Annotated in this window: 22 protein-coding genes; 14 read left to right on the forward strand and 8 right to left on the reverse strand. The window is 60.7% G+C overall.

Annotation, left to right across the window (positions count from 1 at the left end):
• The first annotated feature begins 84 nt into the window (after positions 1-84).
• Positions 85-657, forward strand: coding sequence for a hypothetical protein (locus GM668_RS23885; protein ID WP_155441470.1), 573 nt, complete (start codon positions 85-87; stop codon positions 655-657).
• Between the two features lie 4 nt (positions 658-661).
• Here GM668_RS23885 and GM668_RS23890 read toward each other — a convergent pair whose 3' ends face one another.
• The gene (locus GM668_RS23890) at positions 662-1,270 is read right to left on the reverse strand and encodes a TetR/AcrR family transcriptional regulator (RefSeq protein WP_155441471.1); all 609 of its coding nucleotides are present in this window, start codon (positions 1,268-1,270) and stop codon (positions 662-664) included.
• Between the two features lie 128 nt (positions 1,271-1,398).
• On the opposite strand from GM668_RS23890, the gene GM668_RS23895 reads away from it, so the two are divergent.
• The 4 genes from GM668_RS23895 (at position 1,399) to GM668_RS23910 (ending at position 5,028) form a co-directional block, all read left to right on the forward strand.
• On the forward strand, positions 1,399-3,432 hold the full coding sequence (locus GM668_RS23895) for an NADPH-dependent 2,4-dienoyl-CoA reductase (RefSeq protein WP_155441472.1): 2,034 nt from the start codon (positions 1,399-1,401) through the stop codon (positions 3,430-3,432).
• An 11-nt stretch (positions 3,433-3,443) separates the two neighbouring features.
• On the forward strand, positions 3,444-3,872 hold the full coding sequence (locus GM668_RS23900; protein ID WP_155441473.1) for a nuclear transport factor 2 family protein: 429 nt from the start codon (positions 3,444-3,446) through the stop codon (positions 3,870-3,872).
• 219 nt (positions 3,873-4,091) lie between these two features.
• Positions 4,092-4,730, forward strand: a complete 639-nt coding sequence (locus GM668_RS23905; protein ID WP_155441474.1) for a hypothetical protein — start codon at positions 4,092-4,094, stop codon at positions 4,728-4,730.
• Positions 4,731-4,845: 115 nt separating this feature from the next.
• On the forward strand, positions 4,846-5,028 hold the full coding sequence (locus GM668_RS23910; protein WP_155441475.1) for a ribbon-helix-helix protein: 183 nt from the start codon (positions 4,846-4,848) through the stop codon (positions 5,026-5,028).
• On the opposite strand, the gene GM668_RS23915 is transcribed toward GM668_RS23910, so the two are convergent.
• Positions 5,025-6,677 (reverse strand): SulP family inorganic anion transporter, encoded by a 1,653-nt coding sequence (locus GM668_RS23915; RefSeq protein ID WP_155441476.1) that lies wholly within the window; start codon positions 6,675-6,677, stop codon positions 5,025-5,027. The two genes, GM668_RS23910 and GM668_RS23915, sit on opposite strands and share 4 nt — an antisense overlap.
• 117 nt (positions 6,678-6,794) lie before the next feature.
• Here GM668_RS23915 and GM668_RS23920 point away from each other — a divergent pair, with 117 nt between their 5' ends.
• The 4 genes from GM668_RS23920 (at position 6,795) to GM668_RS23935 (ending at position 10,713) form a co-directional block, all read left to right on the forward strand.
• A complete protein-coding gene (locus GM668_RS23920; protein ID WP_229499805.1) occupies positions 6,795-7,763 on the forward strand; it encodes a fused MFS/spermidine synthase in 969 nt (322 codons plus the stop codon).
• A gap of 107 nt (positions 7,764-7,870) precedes the next feature.
• Positions 7,871-9,667 (forward strand): DUF885 domain-containing protein, encoded by a 1,797-nt coding sequence (locus tag GM668_RS23925; RefSeq protein WP_211923444.1) that lies wholly within the window; start codon positions 7,871-7,873, stop codon positions 9,665-9,667.
• A gap of 159 nt (positions 9,668-9,826) precedes the next feature.
• A complete protein-coding gene (locus tag GM668_RS23930; RefSeq protein ID WP_170305792.1) occupies positions 9,827-10,432 on the forward strand; it encodes a DUF1579 domain-containing protein in 606 nt (201 codons plus the stop codon).
• A gap of 65 nt (positions 10,433-10,497) precedes the next feature.
• Positions 10,498-10,713, forward strand: coding sequence for a hypothetical protein (locus GM668_RS23935; protein ID WP_155441478.1), 216 nt, complete (start codon positions 10,498-10,500; stop codon positions 10,711-10,713).
• 7 nt (positions 10,714-10,720) lie between these two features.
• On the opposite strand, the gene GM668_RS23940 is transcribed toward GM668_RS23935, so the two are convergent.
• Together GM668_RS23940 and GM668_RS23945 are read right to left on the reverse strand one after the other, a co-directional pair.
• On the reverse strand, positions 10,721-11,119 hold the full coding sequence (locus GM668_RS23940) for a nuclear transport factor 2 family protein (RefSeq protein ID WP_155441479.1): 399 nt from the start codon (positions 11,117-11,119) through the stop codon (positions 10,721-10,723).
• A gap of 67 nt (positions 11,120-11,186) precedes the next feature.
• The gene (locus GM668_RS23945) at positions 11,187-11,531 is read right to left on the reverse strand and encodes a zinc ribbon domain-containing protein YjdM (protein WP_155441480.1); all 345 of its coding nucleotides are present in this window, start codon (positions 11,529-11,531) and stop codon (positions 11,187-11,189) included.
• Between the two features lie 203 nt (positions 11,532-11,734).
• On the opposite strand from GM668_RS23945, the gene GM668_RS23950 reads away from it, so the two are divergent.
• A complete protein-coding gene (locus tag GM668_RS23950) occupies positions 11,735-13,012 on the forward strand; it encodes a GGDEF domain-containing protein (RefSeq protein ID WP_229499807.1) in 1,278 nt (425 codons plus the stop codon).
• On the opposite strand, the gene GM668_RS23955 is transcribed toward GM668_RS23950, so the two are convergent.
• Positions 13,009-13,806, reverse strand: a complete 798-nt coding sequence (locus GM668_RS23955; protein WP_229499816.1) for a hypothetical protein — start codon at positions 13,804-13,806, stop codon at positions 13,009-13,011. The genes GM668_RS23950 and GM668_RS23955 overlap by 4 nt on opposite strands.
• A gap of 73 nt (positions 13,807-13,879) precedes the next feature.
• On the opposite strand from GM668_RS23955, the gene GM668_RS23960 reads away from it, so the two are divergent.
• From GM668_RS23960 to GM668_RS23970, 3 genes are read left to right on the forward strand one after another with little or no spacing between them, the layout of a single operon-like run.
• Positions 13,880-15,124: a sensor histidine kinase gene (locus tag GM668_RS23960; protein ID WP_170305793.1), complete on the forward strand. Its 1,245-nt coding sequence runs from the start codon at positions 13,880-13,882 to the stop codon at positions 15,122-15,124.
• Entirely contained in the window at positions 15,121-15,750 is a 630-nt protein-coding gene (locus GM668_RS23965; RefSeq protein ID WP_155441484.1) for a response regulator, read from the forward strand. The genes GM668_RS23960 and GM668_RS23965 overlap by 4 nt, the downstream gene beginning before the upstream one ends.
• Complete coding sequence (locus GM668_RS23970) at positions 15,750-16,469, forward strand: MipA/OmpV family protein (RefSeq protein WP_155441485.1); 720 nt, start codon at positions 15,750-15,752, stop codon at positions 16,467-16,469. Before GM668_RS23965 ends, GM668_RS23970 begins: the two co-directional genes overlap by 1 nt.
• Before the next feature lie 4 nt (positions 16,470-16,473).
• On the opposite strand, the gene GM668_RS23975 is transcribed toward GM668_RS23970, so the two are convergent.
• The gene (locus tag GM668_RS23975) at positions 16,474-17,043 is read right to left on the reverse strand and encodes an outer membrane beta-barrel protein (protein ID WP_170305794.1); all 570 of its coding nucleotides are present in this window, start codon (positions 17,041-17,043) and stop codon (positions 16,474-16,476) included.
• 228 nt (positions 17,044-17,271) lie between these two features.
• On the opposite strand from GM668_RS23975, the gene GM668_RS23980 reads away from it, so the two are divergent.
• Positions 17,272-18,024, forward strand: a complete 753-nt coding sequence (locus GM668_RS23980; RefSeq protein ID WP_170305795.1) for a CPBP family intramembrane glutamic endopeptidase — start codon at positions 17,272-17,274, stop codon at positions 18,022-18,024.
• Positions 18,025-18,040: 16 nt separating this feature from the next.
• On the opposite strand, the gene trhP is transcribed toward GM668_RS23980, so the two are convergent.
• Complete coding sequence (gene trhP / locus GM668_RS23985) at positions 18,041-19,405, reverse strand: prephenate-dependent tRNA uridine(34) hydroxylase TrhP (RefSeq protein ID WP_155441488.1); 1,365 nt, start codon at positions 19,403-19,405, stop codon at positions 18,041-18,043.
• Between the two features lie 83 nt (positions 19,406-19,488).
• A complete protein-coding gene (locus tag GM668_RS23990) occupies positions 19,489-20,475 on the reverse strand; it encodes an LLM class flavin-dependent oxidoreductase (protein WP_155441489.1) in 987 nt (328 codons plus the stop codon).
• Positions 20,476-20,500 lie beyond the last annotated feature (25 nt).

Genomic DNA, 20,500 nt, shown 5'->3' on the forward strand with positions numbered 1-20,500 from the left:
CGCCCAGCGATTGGTCGGTTGGTGCGGGAACTTTTTATTGAAATGGCTGTCTAAAGGAGTGCATACCTGCTAAGGAGAACCAGCATGTTAACCCGCGTGACTGTGGAAATACCCGAGGCATTGCTTTTCGAATTGCTGGAGTATCTGAAAACCCGGCGCGACCAATGCAGTGTCGATCGTGCCGCAAATGAGGCGCTTTATAGCTGGTTGTCTGCGCAAAACGGCAAGGCGCCAACCGGTCCGGTAATGCGAGGATATCAGTGGAAAATGCTGTTCCTGCCTGAGGGCACATGCCTGCGCTCATGGAGTTATGGTGAGCATAATTATGCGCGCGTGGTTGGCGATGAAATCATCCATGAAGGCCGCGCGGTAACGCCCAACCAGTTTGCACGGTCATTTGCGCGAACCGAGCGTAATGCCTGGCACGATTTGTATATCAGGCGGCCGGAAGATAAGAATTGGCAGCTTGCCAGCGTTATCCGCACGCAATTGCTGGCCGAACGAGCGCAGCGCATTCCAACGGCCGCGTCTACGGAAATGCCCACGGCTGCGCCCCCTGCGGTACCTTCTTCTCCGCCCCGGTGCAAGGACCCCATGCCTGGATGGGATTTGCCGGAAAGGCGCAAATACCGCATCCGATTGGAAGACTTTGAGTAGCAGGTCAGGACAGCTGGCGCGCCCGGAACAGGTAGTCAAACCCTTGCAGCGTGCGGTCGACATAGCGCTCATCGTCCGATGGCAGCACGTTGTGGATCACCAGCGACGCCAGCCCGTGCGTGTATGACCATCCGGCCAGCGCGGCGCTGCGCACTTCCGCAGATTGCATGTCCTTGCCCAGCAATTCCGCAATGATTTTTTTCAGCTCGCCAAACGAGGCTTCGCGCGCTTGCCGTAGTTCGGGGATTTCACTGCTGCTGCCCAGCTCCGTGCCAAACATCAGCTGGTACAGCGCGGGATTGGCGCGCGCGAAGCGCACATAGGCAAGCGTGGCCTGGCGCAGTTTGGCGTCGTCCGGCGCTTGCGGATCGCGGTTCGCCATCGCTTGCGCCAATTCATTGAACCCCTGGACGGCCAGGTGCGCCACCAGTTCCGCCCGGTTGGCAAAGTGGTGATACGCGGCCGTGGAACTGACGCCGACCCGCTCCGTCACACCCCGCAGCGACAGCTTGGCCAGCCCCACTTCATCGAGCATGGTGCGCGCCGTTGAAAGTAGTTGCGGAGCAAGGTTGCCGACGTGGTAAGTGCCGCGGGTTCGTGCAGTTTTTGCCATGATTATCAAGGTGTTGTCGTGGAGCGGATCTTATCACGCTTAAATATCTTGACACTGATAAGATTGAATCCTAGACTTTGATCTTCGCATTGATAAGTTCGCATTTAATTCATACAGGAGTTCTCCGAATGGCTACGACTTACCCGCACTTGCTGGCACCGCTGGACCTGGGCTTTACCACGTTGAAAAACCGCGTATTGATGGGCTCCATGCACACGGGCCTGGAAGAAACGCCGAACGGTTATGAGCGCATGGCGGCATTCTTTGCCGAACGCGCCCGCGGCGGTGTGGGTTTGATCGTCACGGGCGGCATTGCGCCGAACGTGGAAGGCGGCGTGTATGCAGGGGCGGCCAAGCTGACCACCGCTGAAGAAGCGCAGCAGCACAGCATCGTGACGCGCGCCGTGCATGCGGAGGGCGGCAAGATTTGCATGCAGATCCTGCACGCGGGCCGTTATGCGTATAGCCCGAAAGCCGTGTCGTCGAGTGCAGCGCAATCGCCGATCACGCCTTTCGCGCCACGCGAACTGGATGAAGAGGGCATTGAAAAGCAGATCGCGGACTTCGTCACCTGCGCCACGCTGGCGCGCGAAGCGGGTTACGACGGCGTTGAAATCATGGGTTCCGAAGGCTACTTCATTAACCAGTTCATCGCAGCGCAAGTGAACCAGCGTACGGACCGCTGGGGCGGCAGCCTGGAGAACCGCCTGCGGTTGCCGATCGAGATCGTGACGCGCGTGCGCGCTGCCGTCGGCAAGGATTTCATCATTATTTACCGCCTGTCGATGCTGGACCTGGTGGAAGGCGGCAGCAACTGGGATGAAGTGGTGACCCTGGCGAAAGCCATTGAAGCAGCGGGCGCCACCATTATCAATACCGGCATCGGCTGGCATGAAGCGCGCATCCCGACCATCGCCACCAAAGTGCCGCGCGCGGCCTTCACCAAGGTGACCGCGAAACTGCGCGGCGCCGTCGGCATTCCGCTGGTAGCCACCAACCGTATCAATACGCCGGAAGTGGCGGAGCAGGTGCTGGCCGAAGGCGATGCCGACATGGTGTCGATGGCCCGTCCGTTCCTGGCCGACGCTGATTTCGTCAACAAGGCAGCGCAAGGCCGCGCCGATGAAATCAATACGTGCATCGGCTGCAACCAGGCGTGCCTGGACCACACGTTCAGCGGCAAGATCACCAGCTGCCTCGTGAATCCGCGCGCATGCCATGAAACGGAATTGCAATACATCCCCGTCACACAAGTGAAAAAAGTGGCCGTGGTCGGCGCCGGTCCTGCGGGCCTGGCAGCGGCAACGGTGGCGGCCGAGCGTGGCCACCAGGTCACGCTGTTCGATGGCGCCGGTGAAATCGGCGGCCAGTTCAACGTGGCCAAGCGCATCCCAGGCAAGGAAGAGTTTTATGAAACGCTGCGCTACTTCAGCCGCAAGCTGGACACCACCGGCGTCGACGTGCGTTTGAATACCCGCGTGTCGGCAGACCAGCTGGCGCAAGGCGGCTTCGATGACATCGTGCTGGCGACCGGCATCGCACCGCGCACGCCAGCCATCCCGGGCATCGACCATCCCAAAGTCATCAGCTACCTGGATGCGATCCTGGGGCGCAAGGAAGTGGGCAAGAGCGTGGCCGTGATTGGCGCGGGCGGCATCGGCTTTGACGTGTCGGAATTGATCACGCACGATGGCGCATCGACCAGCCTGGATCGCGACGCATTCTGGAAAGAGTGGGGCATCGATACGAAGCTGGAAGCGCGCGGCGGCGTGGCCGGCATCGCGGCACAGCCGCATGCATCGCCGCGCCAGGTCTTCCTGCTGCAGCGTAAAGAACAGAAAGTGGGTTCGCAGCTGGGCAAGACCACGGGCTGGATCCACCGCGCCGGCCTGCAAAAGAAAAAGGTCAACATGCTGAGCGCCGTCGAATACTTGAAAATCGACGATGCCGGGCTGCACGTGCGCGTGGCTGGCGGCGAACCGCAGGTGCTGCCGGTCGATACGGTGATCGTCTGCGCAGGCCAGGAACCGCTGCGCGAATTGCATGATGCGCTGGTGTCGGCGGGCCAGTCCGTGCACCTGGTGGGCGGCGCCGACGTGGCGGCGGAACTGGACGCCAAGCGCGCCATCAACCAGGGCTCGCGCGTCGCGGCCGCTATTTAACGGGGAACAGCATGGCTGAACTGCAATTGCAAGCAGCGGCTGCGGCGGCGCTGCAACAGTGGCATGCGATGGTGGCGCAGCGCGAGTTGGCGGCATTACCGGAAATGCTGGCGCCCAACGTCGTATTCCGCTCGCCGATGGCGCACACGCCGTACCCGGGCCCGCAAGTGACCAGCATGATCCTCGGCACCGTCATTAACGTGTTCGAAGGATTTACGTATCACCGCGAACTGGCCAGCGCGGACGGCTTGTCCGTCGTACTGGAGTTTTCCGCGTCCGTGCATGGCAAGGAATTGAAAGGCATCGACATGATCCGCTTCGATGAACACGGCAAGATCGTGGAATTCGAAGTGATGGTGCGCCCGATGTCCGGCTTGCAGGCGCTGGGCGATGAAATGGGCCAGCGGCTCGGTCCCCTGCTGGCGAAAATGAAGGGATAACCGCAGGGCGGCGCTCATCAAGCCGCCAGGCCCGCGGCACATATTTGTCGATGGAATTTACAGATTTCTCTCTCGCAACAGTAACAATGCAGTAATGGAACGAGGATTTCCTAGAAAAATCAATTATGTATTTCCGGCTACAGATGTGATGGAACGCTAGTTGCTTGCGAAGGACAAGCAAGGGGCACGATAGCCCCGCCATCACCAGGGAGAGTCATTATGCGCAATACCGTGTCTGCGATCACGTTGGCCGTTCTGACGCTGGCAGCCAGCACTGCCACAGCCGGGCCGATACCCGTCAGCTATACGTTCGACCAGGGGACTTCCCAAGGCAGTTACGTTTATAGCGACCCCGGCTTCGTGAAGCTGACGGACGGCGTGCTGGGATATACCGGCTGGGCCGTCAACGGCGCGCCGCAGTGGGTGGGCTGGACCGCGAACCAGGTCAATGTGGATTTCACATTTGCCGGCATGACAGCCATCAGCGGCGTGAACCTGGGAACGACACAAGATAACCTGGCTGATGTGGTGCTGCCGTCATTGACGGTATCCCAATGGGTGAATGGCCAATGGTCGCAGGTGGGCAGCCTGACGGTGCCGGCGAGCGCCGCAAACGATCACTCTTCTCTGGATACGTCGCCGCATGGTTTCCTCAGCCTGAGCGGGTTGAATATCTATAGCGATAAAGTGCGCCTGACGCTGAACAGCAATGGGCCTTGGATTTTTGCCGACGAAGTCACGTTCAATGAAGGCGTGCAGCAAGACAACGCGATGCCGGAGCCTGGCTCCATGGGCTTGCTGGCCGCCGGTATGGCGTTGCTGGCCCTGCGGCCCCGCAAGGCTGTTCGCCGCAGCTAGCATCCGGATGACCGCATCCGCCAGGCGCGGGCGCATATCGAGCGCCAGCGCTGTGGCATGGCGCCCTCGGCTTACCGTATAATGATAATCAAATTATCATATTCGGCTTAGTCCCATGGAAACCAAAACTGCCCGGCTGACCATCCTGATTGATCCGGTCAAAAAAAAGGCGTTTGAAGAGCTGTGCTCGCAGCAAGATTTGACGCCTTCGCAAGTGCTGCGCCAGCTGATCCGCGACTACCTGGAGCGGCATGACGTGGACTATGCCACCAGGGTACCGGTCCGCAAGAAGACTTAACCGGCTGGCTGCAGCGCCTGGGTGCGCTGCAGGGCCTGCTCCATGCCGGGCACACAATTGCCGCGCCCGATCACGTCCAGCAAACCGATCCGCTCCAGCTTGCGCTGCACCAGTTCATTGGCGCCGCACAGCACCACGTGCACCCCGCGTCTCTTCAAGTGCCTGACGACTTCTTCCAGCGTCAGCAAGCCCGTCATGTCGATGAACGGCACCCGTTCCAGCCGCAGCACGAGGATGTGCGGGTCGGTATGCGTGTGCCCCAGCGCGCGTTCGAAGTTTTCCACTGCGCCAAAGAAAAACGGCCCTTCAATCGCATATACCAGCACGCCCGCGGGCAATTGCTGCAAGCCATTGCGCTGTAATTCGCTTTCCAGGTGTTCGTCGGTCTGGCGCTGGATATCCACCGATGCCGCCATGCGCTGCATGAAACGCAACGTGGCCAGGATCACGCCGATATTCACGGCCACCACCAGGTCGGTCAGCACCGTCAGCAAACATGTGATCAGCAAGATGGCGCCGTCGGCGCGGGGCGCAATGCGCAGCATGCGCAGGAAATGCCGGATCTCGCTCATGTTGAACGCCACCACGAACAGGATGGCAGCCAGCGTGGCCAGCGGCACGTAAGCGGCCATCGGCGCCAGCAGCACGATAATGACCAGCAGCGTGGCGGCATGGACAATGCCGGCCAGCGGGCTGCTGCCGCCATAGCGGATATTGGTGGCCGTGCGTGCTATGGCGCCGGTGGCGGCAAAGCCGCCCAGCAACGGAGAACAGATATTGGCGATGCCTTGACCCACCAGTTCCTGGTTCGAGTCGTGGCGGGTACCGGCCATGCCGTCAGCCACGACGGCCGACAGCAGCGACTCAATCGCGCCCAGCATGGCAATCGCAAAGGCCGGGCCTGTCAGTTCTATCATGCGTGACACGCTGATGTCTGGCAGCGTCAGCGCAGGCAATTGCTGGGGGATGCCGCCAAAGGCGCTGCCGATGGTGGCGACGCCTTTAAAACCAAACACGTATTGGGCCACGGTGGCAGCCGTCAGCGCCACCAGTGGCCCGGGAACCTTGCGCAAGCCCGGCACATGGGCCGGCGCCAGCGTCAATACGAGGCTGGCCACGCCGATGGCCGTGGTGGCGGGATCGAGCGCGGGCAGCAATTGCAGCAAGTGCCACAGCTTGACGTGGAAGTGCGCATCCGGCACGGCCGGCAAACCAAAAAAGTAGCGCCACTGGCCGACCCAGATAATCACGGCGATGCCGGTGGTGAAGCCGACGATGACCGGTGCGGGAATGAACTTGATGATGCCGCCCAGCTTGGTCAAGCCCATCAACAGCAGGATGACGCCTGCCATCAACGTGGCCAGCTGCAAGCCATCGACACCATAGCGCGCGGTAATGCTGGCCAGGATCGCAATGAACGCGCCTGTTGGTCCGGCAATTTGCGTACGGCTGCCGCCCAGGGCCGACACCAGCGCACCGGCCACAATGGCCGTGTACAGGCCCTGTTCAGGGCGGGCGCCAGAAGCAATGGCAAACGCCATCGACAGCGGCAAGGCCACCACACCCACGATCACGCCGGAAACGATGTTGGGCAAGATTTTGCCGGGACCGAACAAGCCTGCACTGCGTGCTTCAAGAATGCTGATCATAAACAAGCCTTGGTTGAAGGTGAACCGGCAGGGTTGCCTGTACGTACATTGTACACTCATGTTATGCTTCTTAAATTAGCACAATATGATAATGTGATTATCATACGAAAGCCTCAGATGCCTGCCATGCCGTACCGGCGCATGCCGGATTCCCGTCCGCCGCCCAGCTTTGAACTGTGGGTGCGCACCAGCCTGGCGAGGCTGGACGCGCTGCGGCCATTCAACTTGCCGCCATCTGTCATGGTGCGTTTGCGGCGCCATATCGAATCCATGCTGCTGGCCGAGAACTTGCCGCCCACGCCGGCGCACCTGGCCATGCTGATTGACGATTTCGTCCGGCTGATGGACTTGGCGCGCAATGGCATGCCGATCCTGTACAAAAGGCGCAACACGCTGACCTTGTTGTTCGACATGTATTCCGTGCAAAGCGAAATGCGGCTGGAAGCGCCCGACGAACTGGTGCTGGGCTATACGCAATCCATGATGGCCTTCCTGATGTTCCAGCCATCGCCCCGTGAAATCGGCATGATCGGGCTGGGCGGCGGGTCGCTGGCCAAGTTCTGCTACCGCCATTTGCCGGAAGCCGCCATTACCGTGGCGGAAATCGACCCGCACGTGATTGCGCTGCGCGACTGTTTCCACATTCCCGCCAACGATGCCCGCTTCCACGTGCATTGCATGGATGGCGCGGAACTGGTCGGGCAGCAGCCGCAGCGTTTCGACGTGCTGGTGGTTGATGGCTTCGACAGTGAAGGGCAGCCGGCGCAGTTGTGCAGCCAGCGCTTTTATGACGACTGCTACGCGGCGCTGACGGAAGGCGGCGTGATGGTGGTGAATTTACTGTACGACCAGCCCAGCACGGGGCACTACCTGGCCCGCATCCGCCGCAGCTTTCACGGCGCGGTGACGGTGATTGATTCGCTGGATTCATTGAACAAGGTGGTGTTCGCGTACCGGGGCGACTTGCGTGCGATCAGCGCGGCCACGCTGATGGAGCGCATGGCGCGGCTGAAGGAACACTATCCGGCCATGGTGCAAATGGCGGCCGATACCATCTTGCGGCAAGGCGGCACAATGTTCCGGTAAATCCACAGTTTGATCCCCTGTTTCTGCTGCCTGTCGCAGATTTGTTCCTTCGCAAACGGTGCATCCTTATACTTTGCGTTCCGTTAACTGACGAACGAAAGAATCCAATGTCGAAACCGAACTGGAAATCTAAAGCCATGCTGGGCGCCATGACCCTGGCGTTTGCTTCCCTGGCCGGCGCTGCCGCTGCCGCTGAACCAGCGTGGGTTGCGAAAAGCAATGACAATGCCAGGCTGTTGCTCAACGTGATGGCGAAGTATTCGCCGGAAAGCGCCAGTTCGCTGGGAGTCGATGGCTACGACGAACAAATCACGGATATGTCGCGCGACCTGTATGACGCCAGTGTCAAGGATACGCGCGCGGTGGTGACGGAGTTGCAAAAGCGCTTGAAAGCGGAAACCGATCCGAAGATCAGGCAAGACCTGGACATCCTCATTAAAGCCGCCGACGATAACCTGGTCAGCAACGCACTGCAGCGCAAAATGATGCTGCCTTACCAGGATTTGAACCGCCTGCTGTTTGGCGTCGTGCGCCAGACCCTGGACCCGCGCATCCCGAAAGAACGCCAGAAAACCCTGCTGGTGCGCCTGCAAAAATACGCGGGTATCACGAAAGGCTACCGCCCGATTACGGAACTGGCGCAAGACCGCCTGAACGAGCGCCTGAAAGCCAACCCTAAATTGCTGGGCCCATTCAAAGGCGAAGTGGAGCAGTCGCTGAATGACGCGCCGGCTATGCTGGCCGGTATCAAGGACTTGCTGGCCAAGAGCGGCCTGGAAGGCTGGGAACCGGCGTACGCTGCGCTGGAAAAACAGCTGGTTGCGTATAACGACAACGTGCGCAAGCAAATCCTGCCGCGCGCCCGCGCCGACCACCGCCTGCCGCCGGAAATTTATGCGGATAACCTGAAACAGTTCGGCGTCGACATCAGCCCGCAAGAATTGATTTCCAAGGCATTGACGTCGTTCTCGGAAATCCGCAACCAGATGAATATCACGGCGGGCTTGATTGCCAAGGAGCGCGGCATGCCGAATGCCGACTACCGCGTCGTCATGCGCGAAATCAAGAAGCAGCAAATCCCCATCGACAACGTGATGCCGCTGTACCAGGAACGCCTGGCGCAAATTGAATCGGCGGTGCGCGAACAAAGCATTGTCAGCCTGCCGGACCGCAAGGCGGTGATCCGCCTGGCGTCGCCGGCGGAAAATGCCGCGCAGCCTGCGCCGCACATGAACCCGCCGCGCCTGATCGGCAACACGGGCGAATATGGCGAATTCGTACTGACCACGGGCATGCCGCCGGATGCGTCTGGCAAAGCCAAAGTGTTTGACGACTTCACGCACCAGGCGGGCACGTGGACTTTGACGGCGCACGAAGCGCGTCCGGGCCATGAACTGCAGTTTGCCAAGATGATTGAAACCGGCGTGTCCACCGCGCGCGGCGTGTTTGCCTTCAACAGCGTGAACGTGGAAGGCTGGGCGCTGTACGCGGAAGCGGAAATGCAGCCCTATGAACCGCTGGACGGCCAGCTGTTTGCGCTGCAAGCGCGCATGCAGCGCGCCGCCCGCGCATTCCTCGACCCGATGGTGAACCTGGGTGAAATCACGCCGGAAGGGGTGAAATCATTCCTGATGGATGAAGTGGGGCTGTCGGAAGGCATGGCCACGCAGGAAATGCAGCGCTATACGTTCCGCGCGCCGGGCCAGGCCACGTCGTATTTCTACGGCTACCAGCGCTTGATGGAAACCCGCCAGGCTGCCGAAGTGGCGCTGCGCAGCAAGTTCGACCGCAAGGCGTTCAACGACTTTGTGCTGGCCCAGGGCCTGGTGCCGCCAGCTGTGCTGCGCAAGGCTGTGATGGAAGAGTTTGTGCCATCGCGCAATCAGGGCGTGGCGCAGCAGTGATGCTTGCGTTGAAGGTGTAGGGTGGCACGGCGGGAAGCGGAAGGAACTGCTTCCCGTTGTTGTTTCTGGTATCAGGCGGAAGCGTGGACCGAGGAAATGGACGAAAGTTCCCCGAATGCCTACAATGATTTCCAACCGCCTGCTGAACAGGAGCTTTTCATGAAGCCCAACCGTATCGTGCATTCTCTGGCCGCCGTGGCATACCTGCATATCGCTGCCGCGCTGGCGGCGGACCCGCCTAAACCGCCCGCACCGGCCGCGGCGGAAAAAGCCGTGTGGGACAAGATGACGCAAGCGGGCACGCCCGGCGACGCCCACAAAAAGCTGGAGCCGCTGGTGGGGAAATTCACCGTCCAATCCAAATCCTGGATGGATCCGGCCAAACCGCCTGAGCAAAGTACCGGCACGTCCGAGCGCAAGTGGATTATGGGTGGGCGCTACATTGAAGAACATTTCAATGGCACCTATGGCGGCCAGCCCTTTACCGGCATGGGGCTGCAGGGCTATGACAATGTGACGAAAAAATACTTCGGCACGTGGATGGATTCCGGCAGCACCAGCATCACCATGGCGCGCGGCCTCATGAACGGCAACACCATCCAATACCAGGGCTTGATGTCCGACCCTGTCAGCGGTAAGGAAGTGCCGTACAACATGACCACGACCATCATGGGTAAAGACAGCCACAAGCTGGAAATGTGGGGGCGTGGACCGGGCGGCGGGGAAATGAAATGGATGGAGCTGGTCTATACGAGGGCAAAATGACGGCCGGCTGGGCGGCTGCGGTTATAGTGTGGCCTTTAATACCATCGCAGCCGCAAGGACTTACCATGACGTACGAAGAATACCTGGATGAAGTGACGACCCTGATCGTTGAAAAATACAACCTGGCGGACAAAGCCGCCATCAAGATCGTCGTCGATGCGCAAGATGCCGAGTTTTTCGTCAAGCACGACGATGACAAGCGCCTGCGCAATATCGACCAGGCGCACAAGGATGCGAAGACGCTTTACATGGCGGCGACGGGCAAAGGCAAGAAAGCGTAAGCCATGCTTAGCGGTACGCCGCCTCCGCCACGTGCGTATCGAAGAATTCACGCAGCGCCGTGACTTTACCGTCGCGTACCGTGAAAATGTGCGCCCAGTCGCTGGCAAATTGTTTGCCGGTGGCGCGCACCGTGAAAGCATAGTGGCCCAGTACCACCACGCGCGAGCCTTGCGCAATGAATTCCATCGGCTCGAATACGTTGACTTCCTGCGCCGCCCCCATTTTTTCAAAGAATTCCATCACACGGGCGCTGCCGTGGCGCCGCCCCGTGAAATCCACGCCTGGCACAGCCGGCAATTCCCATGAAATGTCTTCGTCGAAATACGACTTCAGGCTGGCGATGTCTCCCTTCTGGAATGCGTCATAGCACTGCTTAACGACATTCACATTCGCTTGCACGTCCATGGTGGCCTCTCGGAGTCGGTTGGGGGACTTCCAGTATTGGCGGGCAAGCGGGGAAACTCAAGCTGGTTTAAGCCTTGCGCACGAATTCCGTTTTCAAGCCCATCTGGCCGAAACCATCGATCTTGCAATCGATATCGTGGTCGCCATCGACCAGGCGGATATTCTTGACTTTGGTGCCTTGTTTGACGACGCCGCCACCACCCTTCAATTTCAAATCCTTGATGACCACGACGGTGTCGCCATCTTGCAGCACGTTGCCGGATGCGTCGCGCCACACGCGGGCGGTTTCCGCAGCCGTGTCGCCGCCGGCCACAGGCCATTCATGGGCGCACTCGGGGCAAACATAGTTGCCCGTGCCGTCTTCATAAGTCAGGGTCGACGCGCATTGCGGGCAGGGAGGCAGGGTAGACATAATGGTAATTACCTTCAAATGACATTAACATGAAATTGTAACAGGTGCAGCCCTTTGAATGCCGCGTGGCCTTTCCGGCACGAAAATAGAACGTTGGTGCTGCGCTGAACGCATTTCTTGTGTAAGGTGTTGCCAAGCCCGGTAACCTTTTTGAAAGTCTTCCCAGCATGGCAAGTGATGCACCGCTCTACAAGAATCAGGTAATGCTGCTGTCCCAGAGTTTCTTCATCAAGGATAACCAGGCCGAATTGCAGTTACACGCGCATAAATACGATTTCGACTTTCGTTTCTTCAATGAGGTATGGGAGTTTGTCGAAGCCGTCGTCTGCGACCGGGGCCATAGCCTGTTCGTGATCGACCTCGATGCGCTGCACAATATGCAGTCGGACATGGCTGACAGCCGCAAAACGCTGATGCTCAGTGAATTGCTGCAGCGCCTGCCGCAAGACCAGAGCTACGTCTACCTGCAAAGCGCACGCCAGGGCGGCCGCTTCCTGCTGCAACAGCGGCTGGTCGACAGCAATTGCCTCGCTTATGCGGAAAAGCCGATCGCCAACGACGTGCTGGTGGATAAACTGTTTAACTTGTTTGTCCAGCGCAAACGGGGGGATTTGGTGCGTTTGATGTACCTGGGCGAACCCGTCGGCCTCGATGACGGCGCGCTGATGCACCGCCGCCTTGAAGTGATCCACCATGCCGATGCGCAGACCTTGCATTTGCGCGTCAAAGAACTGCAGCCCGATATGGTGCTGATCACGGAAGCGGAATATGCGCGCACGGAAGCCATCGTGCGGGTGTTGAAGAAAAATATCGAAGCGGACCCGGTGCGGGAAATCATGCTGCTGCAGCGCCATCCCGACGCCGGCGTGACGGAGCGTGCGCTGCACAGCGGCTTTGACGATATCCTGATGCTGACGGATCCCGGCGTACTGGCGTCGCAACTGGTCAACCGCGCCAACAAAATCCGCATCAACAAGGATTTGATCGGCAAGGACCGCGCCACCGGCTTGCTGAACAAGGTCGGCCTGCAAAAGAAAGCGCAAGACTTGATTCGCCGCGCCGCGCGGGAAAACCGTCCGCTGGCCTTCGGTGTCGTCGATATCGACAAGTTCAAGACCATCAATGATACGTGGGGCCATTATTTCGGCGACATCGTCATCAAGCGCCTGGCGCTGACTTTGGCGCCGAGCATGGGCGAAGACGATTTGCTGAGCCGCTTTGGCGGCGAAGAATTCGTCATGGTGTTCTGGGACTGCACGCTGGAGCAGGGCTGGGAAAAAATGGATGCGCTGCGCCAGGCGTTTGGCGCGATCCCGTTTGAAGTCAAGCCGGGCGACGTGCGCCGCTTTTCGTTCAGCGGCGGCGTGGCGGCTTATCCCGAATACAAATCCGAAAACGAATTATTCCTGCGCGCGGACGCCATGCTGTATGAAGCGAAGCAGGGCGGGCGTAACCGGATTTGCCAGCGGCCTGCCGGTTAATCGTAGACTGTGCCGATGCCCAGCGGCCTGCTTTTCGCGACGATGCCGCCATCCGCAGGCCACGCGGCAAAGCGCACCACCGCCAGCCGGTAGTGGCCCATCGTGGCATTTTCAAACGGGTAGCCCGGTTCCGCAGGGAGCGCCGTCAATTTGCCTGCCGCGTCGCGGTAGTACACGTCCGGCGCCGGCCCGTTCATTGGATACACGAATTTTACGCCGTCACACTGTTTGCCGATCAGCCGCAGCCGGTAGCCCGATTCGCGCTGGGCGCTGAGCAACTGTTCGCATGCGGCGCGCAAGTTCGCCATGCTGTAGACGCCATCATCGCGCTCGCGGATGGAATAGCGGCCGCTGAACTGGAAATGCCCTTTATGGCGGTTCAGGCGCAGCACCGCATCTTCATCGTAAGCCTGCTTCAGCATGGGCAGCGTGGCGCGGCCCAGCGCATCGACGGGAATCGCCAGATTCACGGTTTCGCCTTCAAGCCGTATTTGCAAACCCTCCATGGATTCATCCGGCGTGTTGGGGCGGATCTGCATGTGCGCCTGGATCAGCGGGCGCACTTTCACATATGGCTCAAAGAAACGCGCCGCCTTGTATGCATGGCGGTAGCTGTGCCATTCCGCGTCGCGCTGGGCGGGGATGGCGACACTGGGTACATCGGCAGCGGCAATGGCGAACAGTGGCTGCAGTACTGCGGCAAGGATCAGCGGTTTGATGGACATGGCGCACAATTTTACGGCATGGCAGGCCAGCGGGCCCGTGCCGGAAGTCATGCCGTCAATGAGGTCCATGACTTTCGGCACTTTGCCGGTGCGCAGTCAACGCGTAGAATTGCGCGCTTGCCCTTGCCAAAATGACAGGCCCATGACCGTCACCAACCGCTATCCTGCCGCCGCCAAGGCGGCCTGCCTGCTTTTCGGTTTCCTCGAACTCTATACGCCGTGGGCCGCCGGTCCGGAACACGCTGACATGCGCCATCCAGCCGGCTTGCTGGCCCGCTGGCTGGCAGGCATGGTTACGCCTGCCGCATCGCTGGTACGCGCTGGCTCGGACCAGCAGGCGCTGGCATATTGGCTGTTCCTGGGCGCACAGTGCGTGCTGGTTGCTGCTTTCATTGGCTTACTGTGCTGGCGCATACGCCCGGGCCACGCACGCTCGCACAGGCTTGGCACGGCTTTGATGGGGGGGCAGATGGCCATCGCGGTGGCGCTGGATTCACTGGCGTTCCATTTTGTGCTGGCTGCCGAATTGACAGCGCTGCTGCCGCTGCGCCGTGCGGCGTGGTGGGTGTCGGCCCTGTTCACGCTGGGTGCAGGCGTCGATGTCGCCATGCTGGCGGCGGTACGGGACCATATGGGCGACAGCCGATTGCTGGCGATCCTGGCGGCACTGACGTTTGAACGCTGCATCGTATTGCTGGGCGTGGCCTTTGCGTGGCTGGCGCGGCAAGAGTACGCGGGGCGCGTGCGCCTGGCCGCATCGAATGCGCAATTGCGCGCGACCCAGTCGCTGCTGGCCGACACCGTGCGCACATCCGAGCGGATGCGCATTGCCCGCGACTTGCATGACGCCGTCGGGCACCACCTTACGGCACTCAACCTGCATCTGGACCTGGCCATGCGCCAGTCCGAAGGCAGGCACCCTGGCGCGTTGGGGACCGCGGCTGAACTGGGCCGGTCGCTGCTGGCAGAAGTGCGCAGTGTCGTCAGCGCGGAGCGTGCAGAACACGGGGTGAATGTGCGCCAGGCGCTGGAATTGCTGTGCACTGGTATTCCGTCACCTTCCATCGTGCTCACGGTGGACCATCGCATCGATAGCTGCCCGCCTGCCGCAGCCCACACCTTGCTGTGCTGCGTGCAGGAAGCCATTACCAATGCGGTGCGCCATGCAGGGGCGGCCACGCTGTCCATTGCTATCCAACGCAGCGGAAATGGCGTGGCCGCGTGCATCGAAGATGATGGCCGGGGCAGCAGCGGGGCGCCGGAAGGCAACGGGCTTACCGGCATGCGCGAACGGCTGGCGGCGCAAGGCGGTTCGCTCAAGATAGGCAGTCCGCGGCGCGGCTATGCGCTGGAATTGTCGCTGCCTTTTGCAGGAGTGTCGCCATGATCCGCGTGATATTGGTCGATGACCAGATGCTGGTGCGCAGCGGTATCCGCGGCTTGCTGGACTTGACGCCGGATATCCGCGTCATCGCGGAAGCGGCCGATGGCAATGAAGCGGCCCACGTCATTGCGCGCGAACAGGCCGATGTGCTGCTGCTCGACGTGCGCATGCCCCATTGCAGCGGCATTGACTTGCTGCGGCGCGAGCCGGACCGCTTGCCGCCCACGATCCTGTTGACGACTTTTGACGATGATGAGGCGCTGCTCGATGGCATGCGCGCCGGTGCCCGGGGATTCCTGCTGAAAGATATTTCGCTGGAACGGCTGGCGGACGGCATCCGCAGCGTCGCCAGCGGGGCAACCCTGTTCCGGCCTGCGCTGACGGAGCGCACCCGTGCCGCGTACGAAAAGCCCGTGGCTGTCCCTGCAGCGCAGGCAACCCCGCTGACCAGCCGCGAAACGGAAATCCTCGCGCTGATGGCGGCCGGGATGAACAACGCGGAAATTGCGCAAGCGCTGGGGCCCAGCGAGGGTACGGTCAAGAATCATGTGTCCAGCATCCTGTCCAAGCTGGGCGTGCGGGACCGCGTGCGCGCTGTGCTGCGCGGGCTGGAATTGGGGCATATCTGATGAAGCCTGCCGTCGCATGCACAGCCTTCTTGCTGGCATCCCCTGTTTGCGCGCAGGCAGAGGCCAGCCTGCTGCCGGAAGGTTCCGTGGACGTGGCGGTCGCGGCAGTTGCCGGTATCGTACCAGCGGCGCCAGGCAGTGCGGCGCGCAAGGCATTCCTGCTGCCGCAATTTTATGCCGAATGGAGCAACGGGATGTTCATTGACGGTTTCGCGGCGGGCATCCAATTGTCGCGCGATCCGCAGTGGAAGTTTGGCCCGATGGTGGCGCTTGATCTCGGCGCACAGCGCACCGATGGCAGCCACCGTGGCATGCGGCCCGTGTTCGGCGCCTTTGCCGACTATATGCCCATGCGGGAACTGAACTTGCACGCCCATGCCGTGGCGCCGGCAGGGCGGGATGGCAATGGCATGCTGGTCAACTTGCGGGCCGGAACCCCGGTGCTGCAGGGGGCGCATGCCGTGCTGGCGATCGGGCTGGGGGCAAATTTGGCCGATGCCGGCTACACGCAGTCAGTCTTTGGCACGGCCCGCTATCAGGCAAGCGGCGGGGTGCGTGACGTGTTTGCCGACGCGCACTGGACATGGCAAATGAGCCGGAAAACCACGTTGAAAGCTTCGCTGCAATCCAGTGTCCTGCAAGGCGATGCCGCCGCCAGCCCGCGCACGGCGCAGCGTACCGGCACGGCGGCGTTGGTGGCGCTGCGCTATGGGTTTTGATCCGTCAAAACCCTACTTTGACTCCCAGCTTCAATCCATCCTGCTTGATGTTCAGGCCAGGTTTTTGCGTCTTGCCGATGTGCTCATATTCCGCCGTGACTGCAATGGCCTTGGTCACGTTGTAGGCGAAACCCACGCCCAGCAGTGGCTTGGTGGATGACGTGCTGTCCGACGTGCCCATGCCATCGGTTGCCTTGAATTGATTGCGCGCCACGCCGGCCTTGCCAAACACGGACCATGCGTCATTGAACTGGTGGGTCAGCCGCACCGCTGCGTAAACGCTGTTCATTTTGAACGTGGGGTCGCCGGGCAAACCCAGCGCGGACTTGCTGAAATGCGTGCTGCCGGCCTGCCCATAGCCTGCTTCCAGCGCCACCATTTCGTTCAATGCATAACCGCCATACAGTTTGAACGCGGCTTTCGCATCTTCCTTGTCTGATTTGCCATTGATGGGATTGTTGAATGTGTAGCTGCCGCCTTTTGCCGCGGTGACGCCCATGTAAAAATCATCTGCGAATGCGGCAGATGGCGTCAGCGTTGCCGCCAGCAGGGCGGCGATCAATGTTTTTGACATACAGTTCCTTGAAAGTGATGAGTGCTGGTTGCGGCGGAATGGGGTGCCCAACCAGTGCATCGATTCTAGGAAAATGAACTGTGCCGCACATGTGCCGAAAGGCATAGGCGCAAGGGCGGGATTTGACGTTCTGCCCTCCGGATTGTGCAGTCTGTCGCATGCCGCAATACGGAACATGCTTCGAACGACACAATGCTGATCTTTCAAAAGAACCATAGGGAGACCATCATGTCGTTACGCCAAGCCGCCGCCAGGCATCCAGTCCTTGCTGCCACACTGTGTGCAGGAGTGCAGTTCCTCATTACCACGCTGATCCTCAAAGCCGGCATGGCGTACGCGCCTGCCGCCTTTGGCAAAGTCAAATTGCTGGCATTTGCATCGACCGTGGTTTTGCCGCTGGCGCTGGTGCACAGCTTCGGCATGTGGCGGCAAGTGGGTTTGCACGTCGCCGAGACCAAACCCAGCAAAATCTTTTTCGCCAGCATGCTGCTGTGCGTACTGTTCCTGTCGATGGGCGTACACCTGATGCCGCAGCGGCCCCTGGGCGCAGAAGTGTTGATCCAGTTGATCAATGCGTTTGGCGAGGAACTGCTGTTCCGTGGCGTGATCTTTGTGATCTTGCTGGCACTGCCGCGCTGGCAAGCGATCATGATTTCCGGCGTGCTGTTTGGCGGTATGCACCTGATCCACGGTTTCATGGATGGCAATTGGCAGCATGCGGCATGGTGGGCCTTGGCGACGTGTTTGTCGGGCATGATGTTTGCCGCTGTGCGCTACAGCACCGGCGGCCTGTGGCTGACCATCGTGCTGCACATGGCGCTGAACCTCAGCAAAATTTATTCGAATATCGAGCCGGCTGCGGGCCACGCTACGCTGCTGGTGGCGGAGCGGCTGGCATACGGCATCGAGTTCGCGCTGGTGGCGTGGGTGATGTACCGTGGCAGCCGGGGGGCGCAGCCGCCGGTGGCGGCTGCGTCGTAAGCCCCTGGGACGCCATTTAAACGTAGCGCGCCAGCAGTGCGCCATCCAGTGCCGCGTCCAGTTGCATGCGCACGAAATGGCCGGCGCCTGGCGCGACCGAAATCTCGCGCCCATCGTCGGCCAGCAGCCGCGTCACCATCACGTCGCGGTTGCCCTGCGGGTGCACCGCTTCCAGCCGGTCGCCCACGGAAAAGCGGTTTTTGACTTCGATCCGCGCCCAGCCATCGGCGACATTCAATACGTCGCCGACATACTGGCTGCGGTCGACTTCCGATGCGCCGCGCATATAGTTCTGGTAAGCCTGCGTGTGGTGGCGCTGGTAAAAGCCATCCGTGTAGCCACGGTTGGCCAAGCCTTGCAACTGGCCCAGCAAGCCCGGGTAAAACGGACGTCCCGCCACGGCGTCGTCGATGGCCTGGCGGTAGACTTGCGCCGTGCGCGCCACGTAGTACAGCGACTTCGTGCGGCCTTCGACTTTCAGTGAATTCACGCCGATTTTCACGAGCCGTTCGATATGCTCGACCGCCCGTAAATCCTTGGAATTCATGATGTATGTGCCGTGTTCATCTTCCAGGATCGGCATCAGTTCACCGGGGCGTTCCGCTTCCTCGATCAAATAGGGGCGGTCCGCCAGCGGGTGGCGCGGCTGCTGGTGCAGTGCGGACAACGGCCGTTCCGCCTGTTCCAGCGCCTGTTTGAATTGCAGCTGAATCACTTGCGGTTCGGGCGGCGCCAGATCGCCGCTGGCGTCCTCCACGGCGTTGCCCACCTTGTAGTCCCAGCGGCAGGAATTCGTGCACGTGCCCTGGTTGGAATCGCGGTGATTGAAATAGCCGGACAGCAGGCAGCGGCCCGAATACGCAATGCACAGCGCGCCGTGCACGAACACTTCCAGTTCCATTTCCGGGCAGCGCTGGCGGATTTCTTCGACTTCATCGAGCGACAATTCGCGCGACAAGATCACGCGCGTCAATCCCATGCGGTGCCAGAATTTCACGTCGGCCCAGTTGACGGCATTCGCTTGCACGGACAGGTGCACGGGCACGTCCGGCCACTTGTCGCGCACCATCATGATGAGGCCCGGGTCGGCCATGATCAGCGCATCGGGCTGCATGGCAATCACGGGTTCCATATCGCGCAGATAGGTTTTCAGCTTCGCGTTGTGCGCAAAGATATTGCTGGCGACGAAGAATTTTTTTCCGCGCGCGTGTGCGCCGTCGATGCCGTCCTGCAGCGCCTTCAACGTGGAAAAGTCGTTATTGCGCACGCGCAGGCTGTAGCGCGGCTGGCCTGCGTAGACCGCGTCGGCGCCGAAATCAAAGGCGGCGTGCATTTTAGCCAGCGAACCGGCAGGGAGGAGAAGTTCGGGAGCGGACAGCATGGGCGAAACCTGCGAAAAATTGCGCAGGTTAGCCGGGGCTGCCGGTGGCTGTATATGATCTAAATCAAATTTCGCCCAGTTTTTTAAGATTCGTCGCGGATTTGCGCGGCCAGCGCATACGAGTGCAAGCGGGCGGTGTGGTCAAAAGTTTGCGATGCAATCATCAATTCATCGGCGCCCGTGCGGGCAATGAACGCTTGCATGGCTTGCTTGACGGTGGCCGGCGAGCCGATGGCCGAGCAAGACAGTACTTGTTCCAGCATCGCCCGCTCTGACGGGCCCAGTTTGTCCAGATAGCCTGGCACAGGCGGCGGCAGCTTGCCGGGTTTCCCTGTGCGCAGGTTGACGAACGCTTGCTGCATGGACGTGGCCAGCAACTGCGCTTCTTCGTCGGTATCGGCGGCGAACACGTTATAGCCGAGCATGACATACGGCTGGTCCAGCGTGGAAGAAGGGCGGAACTGCGAGCGGTAGACGTCGATTGCCTGCATCATCATGGCCGGCGCGAAGTGGGACGCGAACGCAAATGGCAAACCCAGTGCGGCGGCCAGTTGTGCGCCAAACAGGCTGGAACCCAGGATCCACATGGGGATGTGCAATCCGGCGCCCGGCACGGCTTTGACGGGGCGGCGCGGGGAGCCGGCAAAGTAATCCATCAATTCCACCACGTCTTGCGGGAATTCATCCGGATCGCTGGCCAGGTTGCGGCGCAGTGCGCGCGCGGTCGTCTGGTCGGAGCCGGGTGCGCGGCCCAGGCCCAGTTCAATCCGGCCTGGATACAGCGATTCCAGCGTGCCGAATTGTTCGGCAATCACCAGCGGTGCGTGGTTGGGCAGCATGATGCCGCCCGCGCCCACTTTGATGGTTTGCGTGCCGCCCGCAACGTAGCCGAGCAGCACGGCCGTGGCGGCGCTGGCAATGCCTGGCATGCCGTGATGTTCCGCCAGCCAGAAGCGCCGGTAGCCCAGGCGTTCTGCATGGCGCGCCAGGTCCAGCGTATTGGCAAACGACGTGCGGGCGTCGCTGCCTTCCGTGATGGGCGAGAGGTCGAGTACGGAAAAAGGGATCATGGCGGTCCTGACGGGCTTGCGGAAG

The sequence above is a fragment of the Pseudoduganella ginsengisoli genome, assembly GCF_009720865.1.
Taxonomy (GTDB): Bacteria; Pseudomonadota; Gammaproteobacteria; order Burkholderiales; family Burkholderiaceae_D; genus Rugamonas; species Rugamonas ginsengisoli.

Bases quoted from the DNA above. Each gene is read 5' to 3' on its own strand.
- trhP (WP_155441488.1), bottom strand. From the start codon at position 19,405: ATGCTGTCCGCTCCCGAACTTCTCCTCCCTGCCGGTTCGCTGGCTAAA.
- GM668_RS23950 (WP_229499807.1), top strand. From the start codon at position 11,735: ATGCTGCTGTCCCAGAGTTTCTTCATCAAGGATAACCAGGCCGAATTG.
- GM668_RS23940 (WP_155441479.1), bottom strand. From the start codon at position 11,119: ATGGACGTGCAAGCGAATGTGAATGTCGTTAAGCAGTGCTATGACGCA.
- GM668_RS23925 (WP_211923444.1), top strand. From the start codon at position 7,871: ATGTCGAAACCGAACTGGAAATCTAAAGCCATGCTGGGCGCCATGACC.
- GM668_RS23900 (WP_155441473.1), top strand. From the start codon at position 3,444: ATGGCTGAACTGCAATTGCAAGCAGCGGCTGCGGCGGCGCTGCAACAG.
- GM668_RS23960 (WP_170305793.1), top strand. From the start codon at position 13,880: ATGACCGTCACCAACCGCTATCCTGCCGCCGCCAAGGCGGCCTGCCTG.
- GM668_RS23920 (WP_229499805.1), top strand. From the start codon at position 6,795: ATGCCTGCCATGCCGTACCGGCGCATGCCGGATTCCCGTCCGCCGCCC.
- GM668_RS23980 (WP_170305795.1), top strand. From the start codon at position 17,272: ATGTCGTTACGCCAAGCCGCCGCCAGGCATCCAGTCCTTGCTGCCACA.
- GM668_RS23955 (WP_229499816.1), bottom strand. From the start codon at position 13,806: ATGGACCTCATTGACGGCATGACTTCCGGCACGGGCCCGCTGGCCTGC.
- GM668_RS23930 (WP_170305792.1), top strand. From the start codon at position 9,827: ATGAAGCCCAACCGTATCGTGCATTCTCTGGCCGCCGTGGCATACCTG.
- GM668_RS23905 (WP_155441474.1), top strand. From the start codon at position 4,092: ATGCGCAATACCGTGTCTGCGATCACGTTGGCCGTTCTGACGCTGGCA.
- GM668_RS23935 (WP_155441478.1), top strand. From the start codon at position 10,498: ATGACGTACGAAGAATACCTGGATGAAGTGACGACCCTGATCGTTGAA.
- GM668_RS23915 (WP_155441476.1), bottom strand. From the start codon at position 6,677: ATGATCAGCATTCTTGAAGCACGCAGTGCAGGCTTGTTCGGTCCCGGC.
- GM668_RS23965 (WP_155441484.1), top strand. From the start codon at position 15,121: ATGATCCGCGTGATATTGGTCGATGACCAGATGCTGGTGCGCAGCGGT.
- GM668_RS23885 (WP_155441470.1), top strand. From the start codon at position 85: ATGTTAACCCGCGTGACTGTGGAAATACCCGAGGCATTGCTTTTCGAA.
- GM668_RS23910 (WP_155441475.1), top strand. From the start codon at position 4,846: ATGGAAACCAAAACTGCCCGGCTGACCATCCTGATTGATCCGGTCAAA.
- GM668_RS23975 (WP_170305794.1), bottom strand. From the start codon at position 17,043: ATGTCAAAAACATTGATCGCCGCCCTGCTGGCGGCAACGCTGACGCCA.
- GM668_RS23895 (WP_155441472.1), top strand. From the start codon at position 1,399: ATGGCTACGACTTACCCGCACTTGCTGGCACCGCTGGACCTGGGCTTT.
- GM668_RS23970 (WP_155441485.1), top strand. From the start codon at position 15,750: ATGAAGCCTGCCGTCGCATGCACAGCCTTCTTGCTGGCATCCCCTGTT.
- GM668_RS23890 (WP_155441471.1), bottom strand. From the start codon at position 1,270: ATGGCAAAAACTGCACGAACCCGCGGCACTTACCACGTCGGCAACCTT.
- GM668_RS23945 (WP_155441480.1), bottom strand. From the start codon at position 11,531: ATGTCTACCCTGCCTCCCTGCCCGCAATGCGCGTCGACCCTGACTTAT.
- GM668_RS23990 (WP_155441489.1), bottom strand. From the start codon at position 20,475: ATGATCCCTTTTTCCGTACTCGACCTCTCGCCCATCACGGAAGGCAGC.